20 protein-coding genes and 1 pseudogene are annotated in these 16,485 nt (G+C 50.3%); 6 read left to right on the plus strand and 15 right to left on the minus strand.

The features are described from left to right. Positions 1 to 3: 3 nt before the first annotated feature. From GTP46_RS11115 to GTP46_RS30335, 3 genes are read left to right on the plus strand one after another with little or no spacing between them, the layout of a single operon-like run. Positions 4 to 249, plus strand: a complete 246-nt coding sequence (locus GTP46_RS11115; protein ID WP_161006693.1) for a type II toxin-antitoxin system Phd/YefM family antitoxin — start codon at positions 4 to 6, stop codon at positions 247 to 249. Continuing rightward, on the plus strand, positions 246 to 479 hold the full coding sequence (locus GTP46_RS30180) for a PIN domain-containing protein (protein WP_308495425.1): 234 nt from the start codon (positions 246 to 248) through the stop codon (positions 477 to 479). The genes GTP46_RS11115 and GTP46_RS30180 overlap by 4 nt, the downstream gene beginning before the upstream one ends. Next, complete coding sequence (locus GTP46_RS30335; protein WP_371869631.1) at positions 371 to 631, plus strand: type II toxin-antitoxin system VapC family toxin; 261 nt, start codon at positions 371 to 373, stop codon at positions 629 to 631. Before GTP46_RS30180 ends, GTP46_RS30335 begins: the two co-directional genes overlap by 109 nt. 1,149 nt (positions 632 to 1,780) lie before the next feature. Here the strand turns inward: GTP46_RS30335 and GTP46_RS11125 are convergent. Continuing rightward, positions 1,781 to 3,064, minus strand: a complete 1,284-nt coding sequence (locus GTP46_RS11125; protein ID WP_161006694.1) for a DNA primase family protein — start codon at positions 3,062 to 3,064, stop codon at positions 1,781 to 1,783. A 507-nt stretch (positions 3,065 to 3,571) separates the two neighbouring features. Here GTP46_RS11125 and GTP46_RS11130 point away from each other — a divergent pair. Further along, a complete protein-coding gene (locus GTP46_RS11130) occupies positions 3,572 to 4,315 on the plus strand; it encodes a hypothetical protein (RefSeq protein WP_161006695.1) in 744 nt (247 codons plus the stop codon). A 186-nt stretch (positions 4,316 to 4,501) separates the two neighbouring features. Here GTP46_RS11130 and chrA read toward each other — a convergent pair whose 3' ends face one another. From chrA to GTP46_RS11200, 14 genes and pseudogenes are all read right to left on the minus strand, one after another. Next, positions 4,502 to 5,737, minus strand: a complete 1,236-nt coding sequence (gene chrA / locus GTP46_RS11135) for a chromate efflux transporter (protein WP_229258903.1) — start codon at positions 5,735 to 5,737, stop codon at positions 4,502 to 4,504. Positions 5,738 to 6,141: 404 nt separating this feature from the next. Beyond that, complete coding sequence (locus GTP46_RS11140) at positions 6,142 to 6,378, minus strand: hypothetical protein (protein ID WP_161006696.1); 237 nt, start codon at positions 6,376 to 6,378, stop codon at positions 6,142 to 6,144. 58 nt (positions 6,379 to 6,436) lie between these two features. Beyond that, positions 6,437 to 6,898: a GNAT family N-acetyltransferase gene (locus tag GTP46_RS11145; RefSeq protein WP_161006697.1), complete on the minus strand. Its 462-nt coding sequence runs from the start codon at positions 6,896 to 6,898 to the stop codon at positions 6,437 to 6,439. A gap of 67 nt (positions 6,899 to 6,965) precedes the next feature. After that, complete coding sequence (locus GTP46_RS11150; protein ID WP_161006698.1) at positions 6,966 to 7,454, minus strand: MgtC/SapB family protein; 489 nt, start codon at positions 7,452 to 7,454, stop codon at positions 6,966 to 6,968. 143 nt (positions 7,455 to 7,597) lie between these two features. After that, positions 7,598 to 8,074 carry a DUF4188 domain-containing protein gene (locus tag GTP46_RS11155; RefSeq protein WP_161006699.1) on the minus strand — a complete coding sequence of 159 codons (477 nt, stop codon included), beginning with the start codon at positions 8,072 to 8,074 and terminating at the stop codon, positions 7,598 to 7,600. 162 nt (positions 8,075 to 8,236) lie between these two features. After that, positions 8,237 to 9,001: a substrate-binding periplasmic protein gene (locus GTP46_RS11160; RefSeq protein ID WP_161006700.1), complete on the minus strand. Its 765-nt coding sequence runs from the start codon at positions 8,999 to 9,001 to the stop codon at positions 8,237 to 8,239. A 358-nt stretch (positions 9,002 to 9,359) separates the two neighbouring features. Beyond that, on the minus strand, positions 9,360 to 9,860 hold the full coding sequence (locus GTP46_RS11165; RefSeq protein WP_161006701.1) for a hypothetical protein: 501 nt from the start codon (positions 9,858 to 9,860) through the stop codon (positions 9,360 to 9,362). Between the two features lie 84 nt (positions 9,861 to 9,944). Further along, positions 9,945 to 10,487 (minus strand): annotated as a pseudogene (locus tag GTP46_RS11170) (GGDEF domain-containing protein); the annotation flags it as partial. Between the two features lie 236 nt (positions 10,488 to 10,723). Further along, the gene (locus GTP46_RS11175) at positions 10,724 to 11,113 is read right to left on the minus strand and encodes a hypothetical protein (protein ID WP_161006703.1); all 390 of its coding nucleotides are present in this window, start codon (positions 11,111 to 11,113) and stop codon (positions 10,724 to 10,726) included. Positions 11,114 to 11,306: 193 nt separating this feature from the next. Then, complete coding sequence (locus GTP46_RS30340; protein WP_371869632.1) at positions 11,307 to 11,582, minus strand: GNAT family N-acetyltransferase; 276 nt, start codon at positions 11,580 to 11,582, stop codon at positions 11,307 to 11,309. Between the two features lie 12 nt (positions 11,583 to 11,594). Next, positions 11,595 to 11,765 (minus strand): hypothetical protein, encoded by a 171-nt coding sequence (locus tag GTP46_RS11185; protein WP_161006705.1) that lies wholly within the window; start codon positions 11,763 to 11,765, stop codon positions 11,595 to 11,597. A 176-nt stretch (positions 11,766 to 11,941) separates the two neighbouring features. Further along, positions 11,942 to 12,430, minus strand: a complete 489-nt coding sequence (locus tag GTP46_RS11190; RefSeq protein WP_371869644.1) for a DUF1398 family protein — start codon at positions 12,428 to 12,430, stop codon at positions 11,942 to 11,944. Then, entirely contained in the window at positions 12,364 to 12,831 is a 468-nt protein-coding gene (locus GTP46_RS11195; protein ID WP_161006707.1) for a MarR family winged helix-turn-helix transcriptional regulator, read from the minus strand. Before GTP46_RS11195 ends, GTP46_RS11190 begins: the two co-directional genes overlap by 67 nt. Positions 12,832 to 13,093: 262 nt before the next feature. Beyond that, positions 13,094 to 13,759, minus strand: a complete 666-nt coding sequence (locus GTP46_RS11200) for a hypothetical protein (protein WP_161006708.1) — start codon at positions 13,757 to 13,759, stop codon at positions 13,094 to 13,096. Between the two features lie 1,116 nt (positions 13,760 to 14,875). Between GTP46_RS11200 and GTP46_RS11205 the strand changes: the two genes are divergently transcribed. Next, positions 14,876 to 15,961, plus strand: a complete 1,086-nt coding sequence (locus tag GTP46_RS11205; RefSeq protein WP_161006709.1) for a hypothetical protein — start codon at positions 14,876 to 14,878, stop codon at positions 15,959 to 15,961. Between the two features lie 164 nt (positions 15,962 to 16,125). Continuing rightward, entirely contained in the window at positions 16,126 to 16,476 is a 351-nt protein-coding gene (locus GTP46_RS11210; RefSeq protein ID WP_161006710.1) for a hypothetical protein, read from the plus strand. The last annotated feature ends 9 nt before the right edge of the window (positions 16,477 to 16,485 follow it).

Consider the following 16,485-nt stretch of genomic DNA (forward strand, 5'->3'; position numbering starts at 1 on the left):
GTCATGAAGACCATCAACATCCATGACGCCAAAACACACCTTTCGCGTCTTGTTGAGCAAGCCGCAAAAGGAGAATCCTTCATCATCGCCAAGGCCGGAAAACCTTTAGTGAAAGTAACCGCGCTCGATGTCCCTATCGGCAATCAAACCCGACGCCTTGGCTTCTTGGCTGGACAAATCTCCGTCCCGGACGATTTCGACCAGATGGGAAGTGATGAAATCGAGCGAATGTTCAATGATGACGTATGAAACTGCTGCTGGACACGCATCTACTACTTTGGGTTGCTGGGCATCCTGAAAAACTGTCAGTATCAGCTCGTTCGCTATTGAATGATTCAAATAACGAACTCCTGTTCAGTGACGCCAGCCTGTGGGAAATGCAATCAAAAGAGGGCTCAGGCGTCGCGACTTCCATGTTGATCCGCGCCTTTTACGTCGCTCCCTGCTGGACAATGGATATGTCGAGCTGCCAGTTATAAGCGAGCACGCGGTGGCTATTGATAATCTCCCTCCTATTCACAAAGATCCTTTTGACCGAATTCTAGTCGCACAGGCCATGGTTGAAGGAATTACGCTGCTTACTTCCGATCATCAACTAGCGCAGTACCCGGGGCCGGTACGAAGTGTCTAAGCTCATTGGAACAAAAAAGGACTTAGGTTTGCACCTAAGTCCTTGATTTGTATTGGTAGGCCCTCGCGGAGTCGAACCGCGCACCAAAGGATTATGAGTTAGTTTTCTGGGTATTTTTGCTAGTGTTTTTCGTTTAAAATCAATGACTTATCGTTTTAAAAATTGCACATAAACGTTGCACACGACCTCCATGTGCAATCTATTGCACACGAAAATAGCCTAAAATTGGCGTTGCGCGCGCACCACATGGTATTGCAATAAAAACACTAAAATTACTCACTCCATTATGCCAGCTTATCTCCATAAGGACTGCAAAATTGGGGCAAGCCTCATCACTCATACCCATCCTAAATGGCTGTACTACTCATCCCAGATTCACGGTAGGCCAACCATCCACACTACTTTCGATAGCACCGACAAGGCCTCTTAAGCCCATCATGTTATCGCTATCTTGATAGGCAGAACTTCCCTGCCTCCGTCCACGCTCCGCAAGCAGCGACGCCCTAAATAGGCACAGGTAGTCTGGCATATAGCGTCCTCAGACCCAATCTCGAGCTTCTCCTGCACATTCGTTCACGAGGTCACTCAGTAGCAGCACGGTCTGGCCATGTTTATCGACGTCCAGCGCACGGTGCAAAAAATCACCAGTGAAACCGTTTTGGTCCTTCAACGCGACCTCTCAGTTTAGCGTTGGCATATCCTGACAAGTAGTATAGGTACTGACACTTGCGTTGCAGCGACGTGCCGAGACGTCGCTAGTTCAACGGTCGGGAAGCATTGACAGTTGGGGCCGCGCATCACTAAAACACTACTCGCTAGTTCAAGTTTGAAGAGTTCCTATCTAGCCCAGGTGAGTCGGGTGAGTTGGGTGCGTACGGCTGGTCGACTCACATTTTTTCTATAGTTTCTTTGGCTTTTCTAGACTGAGTTGGGTGAGTTGGGTGATTTCGGAAAGTGGTTGTATAAGGATGAATGGAGAAGGAAAGTAAGTTTCGGCTTTTGCCCGACTCACCCGACTCAGCGAGGAAGTCCTTTTAAAATATAGCTTTTTGATGAGCCAGGTAGTTGAGGCTTCAACTCTGAGGCAGACTCAACGACTCAAACAAAAAGCGCGCAAAAAGCGCGCTCATCAATGCCAGAAAAAGACGGTCAATACCCCCACACTTCCACGCCAGGAACACAAACATTGCAAGCTCTCGTCTGTCCACCGACAGCATTTCGAGGTCTCGTCAACGTCCACGGTAACACCCCACTTAAGACAGTCCAGAACCTAGGCGAGGTCATCGCGACAAAGCCGTTACGCTTACACCATAGAGCGTAGGCACCATATACCGCGCTCTTTTCACGAACTTCCTCGTCTTCTGCCAAGTGTACCGATGCATCATCAACCCACGCAACGACCGAATTGGTTTCCGCTTTCGCTCTGGTCAGCATCTTTACCATAACCTCTGGTATTTTAGGGTCGAATCTTCCACGTTTGCGTAAGCGCAGCAGCCCTTCCAGAGCCCAGTTCAAAACCCCTCCAAGCTCATTCACGATGATGAAATTTGCCAGTTGCGGGTCTCGGTCTTCCTCCGGAATCGACACATCGAATGGCACGATGTCCCAACGTCGCAGGAACCCATCTGAGTGGTCTGTGATGCGAGGAAGGTGGTTTCCTAGCACCAGAAACTTACCCGTAATCCTTGCACTAATAAGGTCTTTATTCTTTCTATCGATTGATACGGACTCACCTGCAATTAACGACTTCAGCAGACCTTCATTGATGTGACGCTCGGGAACTTCATCTGCGCAAATCAAGCTAGAGTCAACGTGCTGGGACAGTGCGAATTTACTGTCTCGCAGCTCGTCCAGATTGATTGACCTAGGACTTCCATGCAACGCTTGAACGATGTTACAGAGTACCCCTTTTCCATTAGCACCATTGCCAATCCATAACTGCGCACGTTGATGACTCGTGTCTGCCGTAAGCGTATATCCGATGTACTCTTGCAATCTGTTCTGGACCTCGCGGTCAGGAAGCACTTGGTTAAGGAATGCGAGAAATTTCTCTGGCCTCTGGCACTGAGGGTCATAGGTACAGTTTAGAGCGTGCCGTAAGCCAGCCGCTTGCGAAGGCTCCTCAAGTACTAGCTCGCCATCGATGTATCTTACATAGCCGTTCTGGCACGGGATGACCAAATCCGGACTTATTTTCAACATCTTCGGACAGTGGAGTATTGCGGCTTGAACTGCAACTGATGCGCTTCCTGGAGCGGCGAATTCAGGTTGATACTGGACTAACCAGGCATATGCTGCCGCTTTTGCCTCATCGACCTGAAGGGCCTTCCAATACAACGTGTTCCAGTGAAATAGCAATCCGCCCTCAGTGGCATAGTTGCCACTCTGCGCGAGGTGACTGGCGTAGGAATGCGGCTGGAATGAAATACTCATTATTTCCCTCCTACTACGTAGTCTGCCAGCCAGGCATCTACATCGGCAGGCCGCCAACGCAGTAGCCTTGTGCCAGGTAGGTGAACTCGCGGCGGCACTGCCATTGGATTTCGTTTGAGGTCTTTCTTTATTGTCTCCGCACTTCTTCCCAGTACTTCTGCTAATTCGAATACATCTAAAAGCTTATTCATTTCACTTCCTAAAAATTTTTCAATACGACGCCACCAGACGCCACGCAGTGCCACACGAAGTAGCTAGTTATGTAGAACCCGCTTTTAGACTTTTCTTATGTCGGGCACATCAAAGTTCGAAAAAGAACTTTTTCCTAGTCGCTCACATCAATAGGCAGCGGTGCAAATCGCGATTGGTGAAAAATTTCGAGAACGAATAAAAAATTCGAAGGCAGGTGTGTATACGAATCACAGCAATACAGCTGACACTTTGCGATGAGCGGAGCAGGAGCTCCCTCTTGGCAAAGGCAACCCTTCATCAAAAGAGAACTCTTACATGAACATAAATGAGCACTATGTGGTTATCGATGGCGCCGACACCTTCCATATCGAGCTACCAGACTCTGTCCTTGATTTGCTGCCCGCGTTAGCTGACATGATTCAAGAAGCGGCACTTACAAAAAGAAGTTTTACAGAGACCGCCAAGACACTACGTTTTTCTTGGCTAGACGAAGAGACCAAAGCTCGTATTCAAGCCTTCATGCAGCAAGTGACCATAGCTGAGCTCGCGAAGCGGACAGAGCTAGTTCGCCAACGCCAAGAAAATAGAGAAAAATTCTTAGCCCTCACCGATAGCGAGTTCGGAGATTTGCTAGACTCTGCGGCGCAGGGAAAGCTGTGCAAAATTCTGGTCGACAGGTCCACTCTTCGATTTTCAGCATCTGAGTTGATGCCTGTTACTCATTTCAAAAAGCTAGCCCGCCTAGGCCACTGGAATGCCAAGGCCGAGCAGTTTGAATATTCGCTGCCCATGAATGCGCCTGTAAAGGACAAGTTATTCGATGCGGTCTTAGCGCTATCGCGCTCGACAAAAAAGGTCACTAAAAAAGATATAGCGGAGCGACGCGAGCTGCGTATCGCTCGCGAACGAGACGAGCAATCAGTCTTCAACATTGAAGAGATGGATTTTGACGACTACGCTGGAAATTTCGGGACTCACGCAGCCTTAGTTCGGCAAGCGGATGGCGGGTTCAAAAAATTCGAACGCGCTCGCGAAGGTGCTCGAGAGGACACGTTTTAAAAAAACGTCGGAATTTGAGCATGGCGGTGCCATACTTCTATCAGTCGGCCTAGCGCAGATTTGACTTGATACTCCGAATTGGACAACCGGCAGCTTCTGAGAGGATGCTGCCTTTTTTATGGTGTACGCTAACTGTAAAATTACCCCACCAAAATTGAAACGTATGGCGTAGACACGATTCAGTTCTCACGCTCCGAGGAGCATGCCTGCGATAGCAGAAAAAACGACCACTACTACTGGCGAGACCTTGCCAATCACTAGAGCGCCAAACGCCCCTAACGCTAAACAGAAGTCTGCTTTCGAGCGGATGGCACTCATCCACGTCGGGTCATAAAGTGCGGCCCCGAGAACCCCAACGACAGCTGCGTTGATGCCGCCTATCGCTCGCTGAATTCCGCTCCGCTGACGCACACTTTCCCAATAAGGTAAAACCCCGGCAACCAACAGGAACGATGGAAGAAAGATGGCCAACAGCAGAGTAATGCCTCCTACCCATCCACCAAAAGGCGAGGCCATCGCAGCACCAAGGAATGCAGCGAACGTGAACAGGGGGCCTGGTACCGCTTGTGCTGCGCCGTAACCGGCCAGGAAGGTATCGTTGCTAATCCAGGCGTTCGGAACGACATTCGCTTGCAACAACGGCAGAACGACATGTCCACCGCCGAAAACCAGCGCGCCGGTCTGATAGAAATGCGAAATGGCCGAAATAGTCTTGGAATCGGAAAAAGTAGCCAGTATCGGCAACCCAAGCAACAGCAAACAAAACAGGGACAAAAGCACTGCACCAGTTATTCGACTCACACCGTAGTCACGATGCTCCAATATCGACAGATGTTCAAGCCTCAGTAGGCGCCATCCGACCAACCCGCCGAGCACAAGCGCTACAATCGAACTGAACACTGACGATAAAGTCAGTACAAGCAGGGCCGCGCAGATTGCGATACCACCACGTAAACGGTCCGGGCAGAGCGTTTTAGACATCCCCCATACAGCTTGCGCCACCACGGCGACCGCCATAACCTTCAATCCATGCACCACTCCGGATTGCGCCAATCCAGTACAGGTAGTCACACCAAACGCAAACAGTATCAGCGCAATGGCTGATGGTAAAGTAAAGCCTATCCAAGCCGCCAACGCACCGAGCCAGCCTGCACGTCCAAGCCCCAAGACCATACCTACCTGACTACTCGCGGGCCCCGGCAGGAACTGACACAAAGCCACTAAATCCGAATAGCTATTGTCGTCGAGCCATTTACGGCGCAAGACGAATTCAGAGCGAAAATATCCGAGATGAGCTACCGGGCCACCAAAAGAAGTCAGCCCAAGCTTGAGAAAGGCAAGCAACACTTCAAGAGGAGTTCCTTTTGGGGGCGCTTCCGGCGCCATAACCGACTTAATCTTGTTCAGCTTAGTTAGTGTCATTGAATAGCATTATGTTTCTCATTAAGACCATCTAGGACTGCGCAATCATCATACCGACAAGGGCGATGCATGCACCAAGCACATCTCCACCTGTCAATGCAGCACCCTTAACAAGACGTCACCGTAGGCAATGGCTGCTAGCGTCACTCATACGGCTTTGGGTTTGTTGACCAGATAGAAAAAACGCAGCTACCAAAATCGTGAACAGAGTTATGAAACCGACCTTGAACCAATCCACTCCCGCCCAACTCTTGTTGTAGCACTCCCAGATGATTGTCCCAGCACCACTGCCAATGCCGCCTGCGATAAACTTCTTAAGCCTCATTTTTATCCTGTCTTTCAGTGCAATGTAGCCCGTTTCCGGCCAGTTACGGCTACGATTCCAATATGCTACAACGCACTTATCAGCCTAATCGAATAAGGCCAGCTGTGGTCCCCAGTATCACAGCACCAAAACCAACGTTCGTAAGGTCGAATAAATACTCCGAGCTGGTTGCGCTCACGAACTCTTGACCTCTACGCCCCCGCACTGCTGAGACATACAGCAAGGGCTCATCGAAACCGCCGTCATAGGCTTCAACAAGAATGACCTGGTCATCATCGTACTGTTCCAAAGCTTTAAGCAAATCGATTTTCTTCACAATATTACCTTCGGTAAAAATAGACTACTCTTGGCCAAATTTAGCCTAATTGACCATGTCACAGCAATTTGTGATAAATGACAAATCCGGGCTTTTCAGCGACCTTGTCATACAACCGCATAGCGGTGACATTGGTCTCGTGCGTTTGCCAGTAAACCCGAGAGACTCCAGCTGCTCTAGCCTGTTCGTATACCGCATTGATAAGCGCTCTCCCTACACCCAGGCCCCTAGCCTCATCGGCGGTGAATAAATCCTGTAGGTAGCATGTCGGTGCAATGCGCGTGGTGCTTCTGTGATAGAGGAAATGGACTAGCCCCAGCAGCTTTCCAGAACACTCCGCGACCATTGCATGCACTGGCTCATAGGTATCGAAGAAGCGAGACCAAGTCATTTGGGTAATTTCGGGCGCCAGAGCTGTCTCTCCCGACCTCCCGTAGAAGGCGTTGTAGCCATCCCAAAGCGGAGTCCATCCTGCTAAATCTTTCTTTTCTACAGCTCGAATTACAAACTGCTCACTCATGGTTTCCTTATCTGCTATTTCGAGACCAAGGGCCACTCTTGGCGGTGCTCGAACAGCTCACAATTCGCTATTCTTCGTGCAAATCAATTTCTGCACGCTCTTTCTCACTTTTCCCCAGCCATCGCCGATGTAGCATACGCTCAAGTGGATGGCCCAGAAAGAACAGCAGCATCACAAAAATCAAGCCTATGCCTGCTACTCGCCATGCGCCCATTCCACACACAATGCCGATGCCAGCCGTCACCCAAATAGAGGCAGCTGTTGTGAGGCCCCTAACTTTCGACGACTCATTATTAAAAACAATTACGCCTGCTCCAAGAAAACCAATCCCGGTGATTACCCCCTGAATCGCACGGCTCAACGCATCGTGGCTATACTGGCCATCGAGCGGAGCAAATTCCATGCTCGCCATGGTGACCAAGGCTGAACCAAGAGCAACCAAACCCAGCGTCTTCATACCGGTTGGCTTTCCATGTAAATTTCGCTCTATCCCGATAACGCAGCCGAGCAGCAACGCAATGACGAGGCGACCGGCTATATCCCAATAATCAACCATCTTTCGATACCTTAAAATAAACCAGCCGCCATTGGCTGAACGCGGCCGACTGCGGTCAAGATAGCATCCTGCTCATGCGAAAGTCTCTATGCTTGTCACCTCGAACGAAGTCGCCCCTCATAGGACGCTGCCAGTTGCGCCACTCAGTCTTTGTGGCTCCGCCCGAGCCGGTCCGCCGCTGATTGCTTGCGCCCAGTCGCCGCTTCCAGACTACCGGCACGGCCCAGCCCAAAAGCAGGCATGTTGACATATACACTCTCATGCGCCCCAGCAGCTACGGCGTAGGTTTCGTGCCAGATGCCAACTGTTCCATCAGTACCGACGGACTGATTAAACGCCTTCCAAGCAGGTAGATGAACCGCCTGCTTGTTAGTGGCATAGGCCATCAATTGGTCCATCGAACGCCAGTACTGAACCATGATAAGCGTCCTTGAAAACCACATCTCAGCATGCAGCAAACCCAATTCGGGCTGGCGCTGTAGCTCGCTAATCATGCGTGGCATAGCGGCGGCAACTGGCCACCATTTGTGTACCTTCCAGGGCTGATTAAGACGCATGCCGATGAGGAAAACGACAAAGTCGCCTTCAATTGTTGCGGTGAGCCGTTCACGGTGAATCATGCTGCTCCTTACAAACGAGTTGAATGGTCAGTTCCTGTATCAACAGAATGAGCGCGCCAACCTCCTTCACTTTGGCGTGATGTTAGGCTGATTTCTTCATGGTGACTTCATTTTTTCAAATGCAGGGGTCCCCCTCAAATCCGGCACGATTCACCGAAGCTACTACCGCGAATGAAGGTATTTCCGTTCTATTTTTGCGAATGTACCGTCCTGATGCATTGAGATGAGTGCCGAATCGAATTTTTGAACAAGTTCGTGCGACACAGTCTGTTGGTTAAACATCACATAACTGGGGGCTTTATGGACTGCGGGCCCTGTAATCCTCGCTAAGTGACTGGCATTCAGCTTCTTAAGTATGGCCATGCCTACGACGCGGCTGCAAATAACAGCGTCCATTCGGTTACCTAGCAATTTAATGAAATTTTTTTCATGACTATTGGCAATTTCCACTCGTTTGAACATTCGATTTTCAAGTGCTTGCTCAAGCTCCGGCCCATAATAGGCTTTGTTAAGAATGCCAATTGAGAGGCCAGCCAATTCCCGGATGTCACCAGTGAATCGGAAATCAAAATCATTTCGAACAAATATCACATAATCTTGGGTCAGAATCTCTTGTGAAGAGAACAGAAATTTAACCTCTCGTTCCTTATTTTTCTTGAGGGTAAATAGACCATCAGCTTTCTGGGCGCTCAGCATTGCCAACGCTCGCGCTAACGGATAAAACTGCACGCTAATTGGTACTTTTATTCGCCGGAATGCCTCTTCGACAATTTCTATCGCATACCCAGAGTGTCCGCTTAGTTCAGAATCCTGCTCCATAAGCGGGGGGTATTCATAGGTCAGAAGTACAAGAGCCTTTTGCTCACCCTCTGCTCTAGGAGAGCCAAAAATTGAAAGTAGAAGCAGTAGAAAAAGCCATTTTTTCATATGGGTAGCACTTCTAACCTTATAGACCAATGTATGTTGAATACTGCCTCAGGAGCGCAAAGCTTGCACTACATTGCGTCGATAACGTTATGGACGCCATTGAAGAAAAGGCTGTCCTTGTACCTAGAAATTGATGCGAGGCCAACTGCATAGGTATTCCTGTGAGCTAATTTCTGCGAAACCGAGCTGCAACAGAAACGCTGAAGCTTCAGCAATACCGCGTTCAAAAATGCACTAAGCCAAGTCCAACTCGCCTGATGTAAGTGTTTATGGCCTGCTACAGGCCTTTCTAAAAATCCTGGTGTGCCGATACGTTTGTGGCCGGTCACCGTCGATTGTACCTAAACGTAGAAGCGCCTCATTCTGCCGGAACGTAGGTAACGATTTGCGGCTTGAGGTTGATAGTTATGCGGCGATACGGCGTCAGATTGAACGGCACCTGGCCACCTTGGCCGATGTAGTTGACATAGCTGTAAACAGCAATGGCGTTTTTGTGCCGAGCCGGTAGTTCCACATCGAGTACCATCGACGGCGGTAGCTGTAGTGCCACCACGTCGACATCGGTCGCCAGCCCATTAATAAACTCTTCCTTATTGGCGAACCACTCCGGCCCGCTTTTCGGCAGCATGACGGTGGCTGTTGTGCTGTAGGCAAAGACGATGTCGATGGCGGTTGCGGTGTTCTGGTTGGCTCCAGGTTCGGCAACGATTCGCACCTCCGTGACGGCGTTTGGAAGGGCGCCACACGCAGCCAACATCAAGCAGAACGCCACACTCGACACAACACGGCGCGACGAATCTGCCATAACCTTGGGCCCGAAATCGCCCACACACAACATAGAAGTGATGACACGCATCATACGTAGCTCCTCGATAGCGCTCAACGATAAATAGACAGCGTCTGGTTTTGGCCTGTTCCGGCCTCCAGCAGCCACCTGCCAGATTCACTGTAGCGTTGATGGCGTTGCCAGTGCGCTACCGAATACCTCAAGTAATTTCACTTTACCTTCGTTGTGGTTTGTACGGAGGCCATGCGCCATTTCAGCTGACGTTACACTCAATGCATCGACAATTCCGTACGCCTTGTTTCGACCGTTCCGTTTAGCAAGATACAAAGATTGGTCGGCAATATGGACGACCTCTTGCCAGCTCATACCTCTGTCCTTGAGCTCCAATTTCATGCTACAGACTCCAATCGAAATAGTCACATGTAAGGTGAGGTTATCGATAACGATGGGAGCGGCCGAAACGGCATCAAGAACTCGCGCAGCAATGCTGCTAGCATCACTAATTTCGGTGGTAGGGAGAAGTGCCAAAAATTCCTCACTGCCCCAACGAGCGACGATATCGTCGTTGCGAAAAAGCGCTGATAATCTTGCTGCGGTCACCTGAAGGACTTGGTCACCAACAGCATGTCCATAGGTATCGTTGACCTGCTTAAATTTATCGATATCCATTAATAAGACCAACCCACACTTGGGTAAATGCGTTGACCTGGACTTGAAATCGCCCTCAAGAAATTTTGACGCATATGGGTCAACTCTTCAACGAAGGTATATCACTGCAAGGGCGACCGCTGGTACGGGAAGACCAAGAGCGGCGAGTACATGAGCGAAGCGGATGCTAAAACCAAAGGCTTCTACGCAGACCACGGAAAAGCCTGCACGAAATAAAGGATGAGATGTCAGCATCGCAAAGCGATGCTGACATAAGCGAGGCCTAATCAGGCAAGCTTTTCTTTGAGGAATGCTGCGATATACGGCGTGGCTGCGGCCGCAACGGTAGAGGCAGTGCCTGGGTCAATACCCATACGCTCGGCCAAGGCCGAAGTCACCTTGCCAGTCAGAATGCCCTCGCCGCCATCAAGCAACGATTTGAAGAAACCATCGCCACGAACAAGTCCGGCCGCAAAACCAGCAAAAAAATTTCGGCCAGTATGTTCCTCTCCCGAGGCTTCGGATTGCTCCTGAACGTGGGCATGCGTCACATCAACCGCTTGGCTTAGCATTTGCTGAGCGTCGTCCGCATTGATACCTTGAGCCGCTAGTGCCTGAGTAGCTTGTGCACCATGGTCAGACGACAGAAATTCCGAAATCAGTTGCTGCGCATCCATTTGAACACCCTTTCGTGTAAGAGCTACTGTTGGAAAACTCGGCAAATTGCCAGTCCAGAATATCCATCTTTGATACGCCGTGTCAATGCGTGCACAATTACACCGAACACTTACCAACTACAACGGTCGCACAACAAGTTACCACCACCTTATGGCTCCCAGGTACATGTTGTGACTGTCGGGTTTTGGCCGACTACAGCCGCGTATTCGCGGCAAGTGAAGTGGGCTTCATCTGAATGTACGTCACCGAAGTTTCACGGTACATCCGGCTATTCTCCCCAGTAGCCACAAATCCGTTGCGGGCATAAAACCTTATAGCCCCAACGTTTGATTTTGCAACGTTAAGAACCAATTCCGTGTTCTCCGAGCGCGCGGCATCCAGCAGAGCTTGGCCCACACCTTTTCCTCGAGCATCTCTCCGAACGAACATGGCGCGCAATTGATTTCCATATAAGGCCGCGAACCCCAAGACTTCTTTTTCTTAAAAAACCACGACAGCCGATTCTTTGAATGCGGCCAAAATTGCTGCATCCTGGGTCAACGGAACGATATGAAACTCGCCGCTCTCGAATTGCAGCTCGTCGTGCTTTGCATCGAGGTATATGCTGCATACAACTGGGAAGTCCGATTCAGTATATTCGCGCACCGTCATGGGGCAATTCCTCAAATTTTTTCAGCGTCGGCTTCTGGTCGAACGCGGCCAACAGGGTTCAGGACAACAGCTCACTTACTAGGAAAACTTACGAATTCTCACACAAGGTCGAGAGCCCAGAAACGCGGAAGTAGGACGGATTCAGGGGCACGGCAGGAATCTGAAGTACGTTTCAATTAATCGGGAAAACACTCGACGTGTGCTTCGCCTTTTCGCCCGTGATAGGTGACGTGTCGACCTGCAAGCCAGACCGAGTAGCCGACACAACCTGCTGCCTGCGATAGTTGTTTGAATTGAGGATACATAACTTCACCACGCTGAGCTCCGAGAATGGCCTCTTTTACAGCTAAACCAGAGAACTCGACAGCGATTTCGTTATTGGCCGATGCCTGCTCAAGCGTGAGAGTTTCACCACATGGCATGTAGTAAGTCACTCGGCCAGTACGGTAATCAACGGCGTACGATTCAACGCCAGCATTAACAAGAGCTCCGACAACTTGGCCAAAGTGAATGCTCCCTTGGTTCGACGCGTTCAATGTCTCCCGGATGAGAGATTCGATAGCGTTTTCCATTATGTGTTTTCCTGTTCGGTTGGTGGTTATCGGGTGGGGACTTGTTTTAGCTGGTGATGGACAACCAGTTCTTTCATCAGCGTAGCAAGAGATTGGCGCTGCGAATCGGTCAGGTGGCCAAAAAAATGGGCGTCGTTTTTGTCAGCGATGGCCGCCAACTTCGGCACCAATACATGTCCGGATTCAGTCAAACTCAGCACCTGTTCTCGTTGGCTACCCTCGGATAGCTGTCGCCCGGCCAATCCTTTTGCTTCAAGCTTAGAAATGACCTTCGAGGCTGCCCCCTTGGTCATGCCGAGAGCACTAATAAGCTCAGCGTGGGTTGCATCTATTCGGCCATACAGTGAGCGCATCGCTACCCACTCTGTCACGGAGATGTCGTGCTCCGCCAGCATGTCTTCAAAACGGCTTGAGATTTGGTTCGATACAAAGCGCAACCAGAATCCAATGTGAGATTCAAGCGCGCTAGCTTTAGGTATTTGATTTTTTCTCATAATTAGGTTCTCATAGAAACATTTTTATGCTAATTTCCACGGAAACCTAAGTCAAGAGATTTTTAAGAGGCCAGCCGTATCAGACCCTAATTGGATTTGTCGATAATGACAGCTTGGGGGGCGGGTGCCGCCGTTCGTCACTCGGACGTGGAGTGTCAGGTCAAGTGTGGGCTAGCACATGTAAATCATTCAAGAGGAGGTCAAGCAAATTGCTCGACCTCTTTCATCCCAGCCCGCTGTCTCGACACACTCAGCTTACTTTTTACTTCACAACTTTCGTGCTCTCGCCGCTACGAGTCTGTACGTAACGCTTTTTTTGCATTGCAGTTTGCAGCGCCTGCCTGGCAGCACCAATCTCCATCCAAGCCTTGTACATCGAGCTTTCCTTTATGTTGCCGTCACCGGCCAAAGGGAATCCCTCGGCCTCAATCTTTTGTGCAACCTCAGCAATTGACTCAGCCAAAAGCATCATTAATTGTGCTGTACGCTCCGATACTCCAGGAGTAGGTAGGGCTTCAACTAACCCTATTTGCGTACACAGCGTAAAAAGGTTAGCGAGGCGCCCAAAGTCAAGACTTGGCCCTTCCACATCAACGACCTTCAAGACGTCATCTAAAGACTCAATCGCTGCCTGTAGCCTCCAATTCGGGTCGACGGCATGCATTGCTTCTGCCTCGCGGGTGGCAGCTTCCATTTCAATGCGCTGCACCGCCCTTTCACGAGCAGGAATTATCGCCTTACGCATAATTTTTCCCACGTCATCATCATTAAGAGTCACCGGCAAATCTGAGGGCATCTCTGTTAGCTCGGCGCTGAATTTCGCGACCGTTTTCGGAATATTTCGACCGCCTTTTCCCGTCAATTTGTCCAGCGGCTCGTACTTTGAGACGACCAGGTACACAACATTTCCTCTAACTCGTACTTGCATTTCACGTCTCCATCCAAGGTTAAAGAAACGTATAGCAACTTCTGATGAGCACCTGCTGTCTCAGCTCTCTACGCAACGCTAACCTGTGCTGCCGAAGCTCGCAGATGGAGATACCCTCACCATCGCTTAGTACGCATGCGAAGCACTGACACGCCCGGCCTGATGGCACAATTCATTCAGCCCGATGGATGTAGCAGGCGGTGCTGCACGACGTTCAGGAGTGTGCTTCGTGAGTCGGTTATCCGCGTGTATGGGTCGCTGACGTTCATCGAATCACGGCAACGAGGAGGCAGTTGCTCGCGACTGGGTACGGCTGAGGCGGGGCGCAACCCCGCCGACGCAGTAGCGCATGACCGACATTGATAGACTCGAGCACGAGTGCGAGAGGTGCTGGCGCGGGGCCACAAATTGCGACGAAGAGACAGTTGAATTCGCAATTTGGGGTAGCCAGGAAGAGACGGCATGGGACGACACAGCTGCGTGCCGACGAGCCCAAGGTAACAGGGTGGCTTAGAGAGAACAGTAAGGGGCCGTCGGCGGGGTTGCGCCCCGGCGAAGCCGGACGAAAGCACAGTCTCTTTGGTGAACGTCGCGACGAATACACAGATGATGCACGCGCAAGCGTGCAAGGCGGGATAAGGGGGAAACACATTTGCTCCCTGCCCGCATCCGGCCGTGCATCGATTCCTTGGTGGCACAAACAATACGGCGCGTGTGAAGGGTGCTAGTTATCACACTATGGTTTCACGGTTGCTATACGAGAGAAGACATGGAAACGCGCGGAAGCACTCCGACGGCCCCCTCCCCTCGAAAACAATTTACATCGGAAAAACCACGATGAAACACATAGCATCGAAAACGGACCTCATCACAGGTCAACACTATTTAACGCGGAACGAACTCACCAGCAAACTAGGCAGTTCATACGTGGACGCCCGCGCTGCCCGCTCAACCAAGCCGACGACAATCGCCTCTGTGTCACTAGACGCTACGCCCTCGGCGATTAGCGACACATCACCCACAACGAAAACACGACAGACAGCTCGCTCGAACGAAGGACGCATTGACGTGAGGCGCCGAGCAGTACCAAGAGGAATAACTGAACGTATTCATCCAATGAAATTGCACGAGCAAATCGAACTGGAAGCACTATTTTGCTTCAACCGTTTTCGTTTCGTACGCACTATAGATATCGCAGCCCACTGCTTTTCCGAGCGTGCGTTCAATCCAGCACAACAAGCGGCGTGGCGAGCTATAAATAATCTCCTTGAGCGCAAATATGTATTGAAATACCTGAGCGAACATAAGCAGACCTTCTACGCAATGACTGACGCCGGTGCCAGACATCTCAGGCTCTACGACTTAGATGCTATCGGGTCCGCCCGCCGAGCTGCTGCGTTGACGAATCCGACTCACACCCTATGGATTAACTTCGTTGTGCTCACTTGCTTTTCCAGAGGCTTACAAGCGTTCTCTGAGCGAGACATCATGCGGGAACTCAGCGCAGGTAAAGGCGATGTCACAAACCACCAGAATCGCGGTTTGCTTGAAGTGACTCCGGTCCCAATGAAAGCGATGAGCAGTGTTAACCACAACGAGTCGGAAAAAATTAGCGAGGTGACGACAGACAAAGTCTCCTTGCTCCCCGACGCAATCGCAACTGAAGATGATGGAATCACCTGGTTCGAAATTGATGCGAGCATGCGTGGTTCTGCGCGGATTGCCCGCTTGGTTGGTCTTGTTAGAAAGGTGGGGGAAGTAATTCCTTCGCTCGCAAAAATTCACCAAATACCTAAAGAAGAATCCCGCTTGAAGCGTGTCTCTGTTCACACAACAAACCCAGCGTATCTACGACGTATTCGCACGAGACTAATGGAAGTTGTAAAGACGACGAAGGATGAAGTGCTGACTGAGAGCGCCCAAAATTTTAGAGTGCTTTTCATTGGCAACGATACATTCGAAGTCCATCGTGCTGGGGACACGCCGACTGGCCAGGCCGACTTTTGCGTAGGTCACATAATTCTTCAGATGCTGCCCACGAACCTAACCAATTACAAGCACGTCAAAGGGACAGAGCCAGAATCTCTAGGGTGGTTTCAAGGGAATCACCTTCCATACCGGCGGCCTGCATGCTTTGGGACTTGGGTACCTTGCTCCCCAATCTTCCCACTTAAGTTGACGGAGAAAAGTAGCTCTCGCTAAGTTTCTATACGAATATGGGCGCAGCTTTTGCTGCTTCTTTTCCAGAAAAAGACATAGCCACTCAAGAGCTTGGAAGGTGCCGAATCTCTGAGGCCCAGTTACAACGCACTTGGTAGTGCCTATACGGCTTGTAGGAATGTCCTACGCAACGTGGATGAGGACACATGAAGGAAGAATACATTTTAGGACTTGAAGGCGACATGCTTCGCAATACATTTTTAAAAGCAGCGTTCCCATTAATAATCAACGAAGAGCCAGGTCCCTTGGCATCCGTTCTCAACAGTGGTCAGGCAGTCGTTTTTAACGATGCGATAGAGTTCAAGGTGATGAGCATCTTTGAACAGCAGGTAACAGCGCTGCTGTTTCTACAGAAGCACAATCCGTCATTTGAAGTTACTGAAAATGGTAAAGGAGTCTACTGCACCGTTCGCGGAGCACAGGCTCATGGGTGCGATTTTTTTGAAGCTGGTATGAGAGCATATTTGCTGTATTTGGCACGGCAACGAAAGCACTAGTTAGGATGA

The organism is Duganella flavida (genome assembly GCF_009857445.1).
GTDB classification, from domain to species: Bacteria; Pseudomonadota; Gammaproteobacteria; order Burkholderiales; family Burkholderiaceae_D; genus Rugamonas; species Rugamonas flavida.

Coding starts and splice junctions, on each gene's coding strand:
- GTP46_RS11115 (WP_161006693.1), top strand. CDS start 4: ATGAAGACCATCAACATCCATGACGCCAAAACACACCTTTCGCGTCTT.
- GTP46_RS30180 (WP_308495425.1), top strand. CDS start 246: ATGAAACTGCTGCTGGACACGCATCTACTACTTTGGGTTGCTGGGCAT.
- GTP46_RS11125 (WP_161006694.1), bottom strand. CDS start 3,064: ATGAGTATTTCATTCCAGCCGCATTCCTACGCCAGTCACCTCGCGCAG.
- GTP46_RS11130 (WP_161006695.1), top strand. CDS start 3,572: ATGAACATAAATGAGCACTATGTGGTTATCGATGGCGCCGACACCTTC.
- chrA (WP_229258903.1), bottom strand. CDS start 5,737: ATGACACTAACTAAGCTGAACAAGATTAAGTCGGTTATGGCGCCGGAA.
- GTP46_RS11145 (WP_161006697.1), bottom strand. CDS start 6,898: ATGAGTGAGCAGTTTGTAATTCGAGCTGTAGAAAAGAAAGATTTAGCA.
- GTP46_RS11150 (WP_161006698.1), bottom strand. CDS start 7,454: ATGGTTGATTATTGGGATATAGCCGGTCGCCTCGTCATTGCGTTGCTG.
- GTP46_RS11155 (WP_161006699.1), bottom strand. CDS start 8,074: ATGATTCACCGTGAACGGCTCACCGCAACAATTGAAGGCGACTTTGTC.
- GTP46_RS11160 (WP_161006700.1), bottom strand. CDS start 9,001: ATGAAAAAATGGCTTTTTCTACTGCTTCTACTTTCAATTTTTGGCTCT.
- GTP46_RS11165 (WP_161006701.1), bottom strand. CDS start 9,860: ATGATGCGTGTCATCACTTCTATGTTGTGTGTGGGCGATTTCGGGCCC.
- GTP46_RS11175 (WP_161006703.1), bottom strand. CDS start 11,113: ATGGATGCGCAGCAACTGATTTCGGAATTTCTGTCGTCTGACCATGGT.
- GTP46_RS11185 (WP_161006705.1), bottom strand. CDS start 11,765: ATGACGGTGCGCGAATATACTGAATCGGACTTCCCAGTTGTATGCAGC.
- GTP46_RS11195 (WP_161006707.1), bottom strand. CDS start 12,831: ATGAGAAAAAATCAAATACCTAAAGCTAGCGCGCTTGAATCTCACATT.
- GTP46_RS11200 (WP_161006708.1), bottom strand. CDS start 13,759: ATGCAAGTACGAGTTAGAGGAAATGTTGTGTACCTGGTCGTCTCAAAG.
- GTP46_RS11205 (WP_161006709.1), top strand. CDS start 14,876: ATGAAATTGCACGAGCAAATCGAACTGGAAGCACTATTTTGCTTCAAC.
- GTP46_RS11210 (WP_161006710.1), top strand. CDS start 16,126: ATGAAGGAAGAATACATTTTAGGACTTGAAGGCGACATGCTTCGCAAT.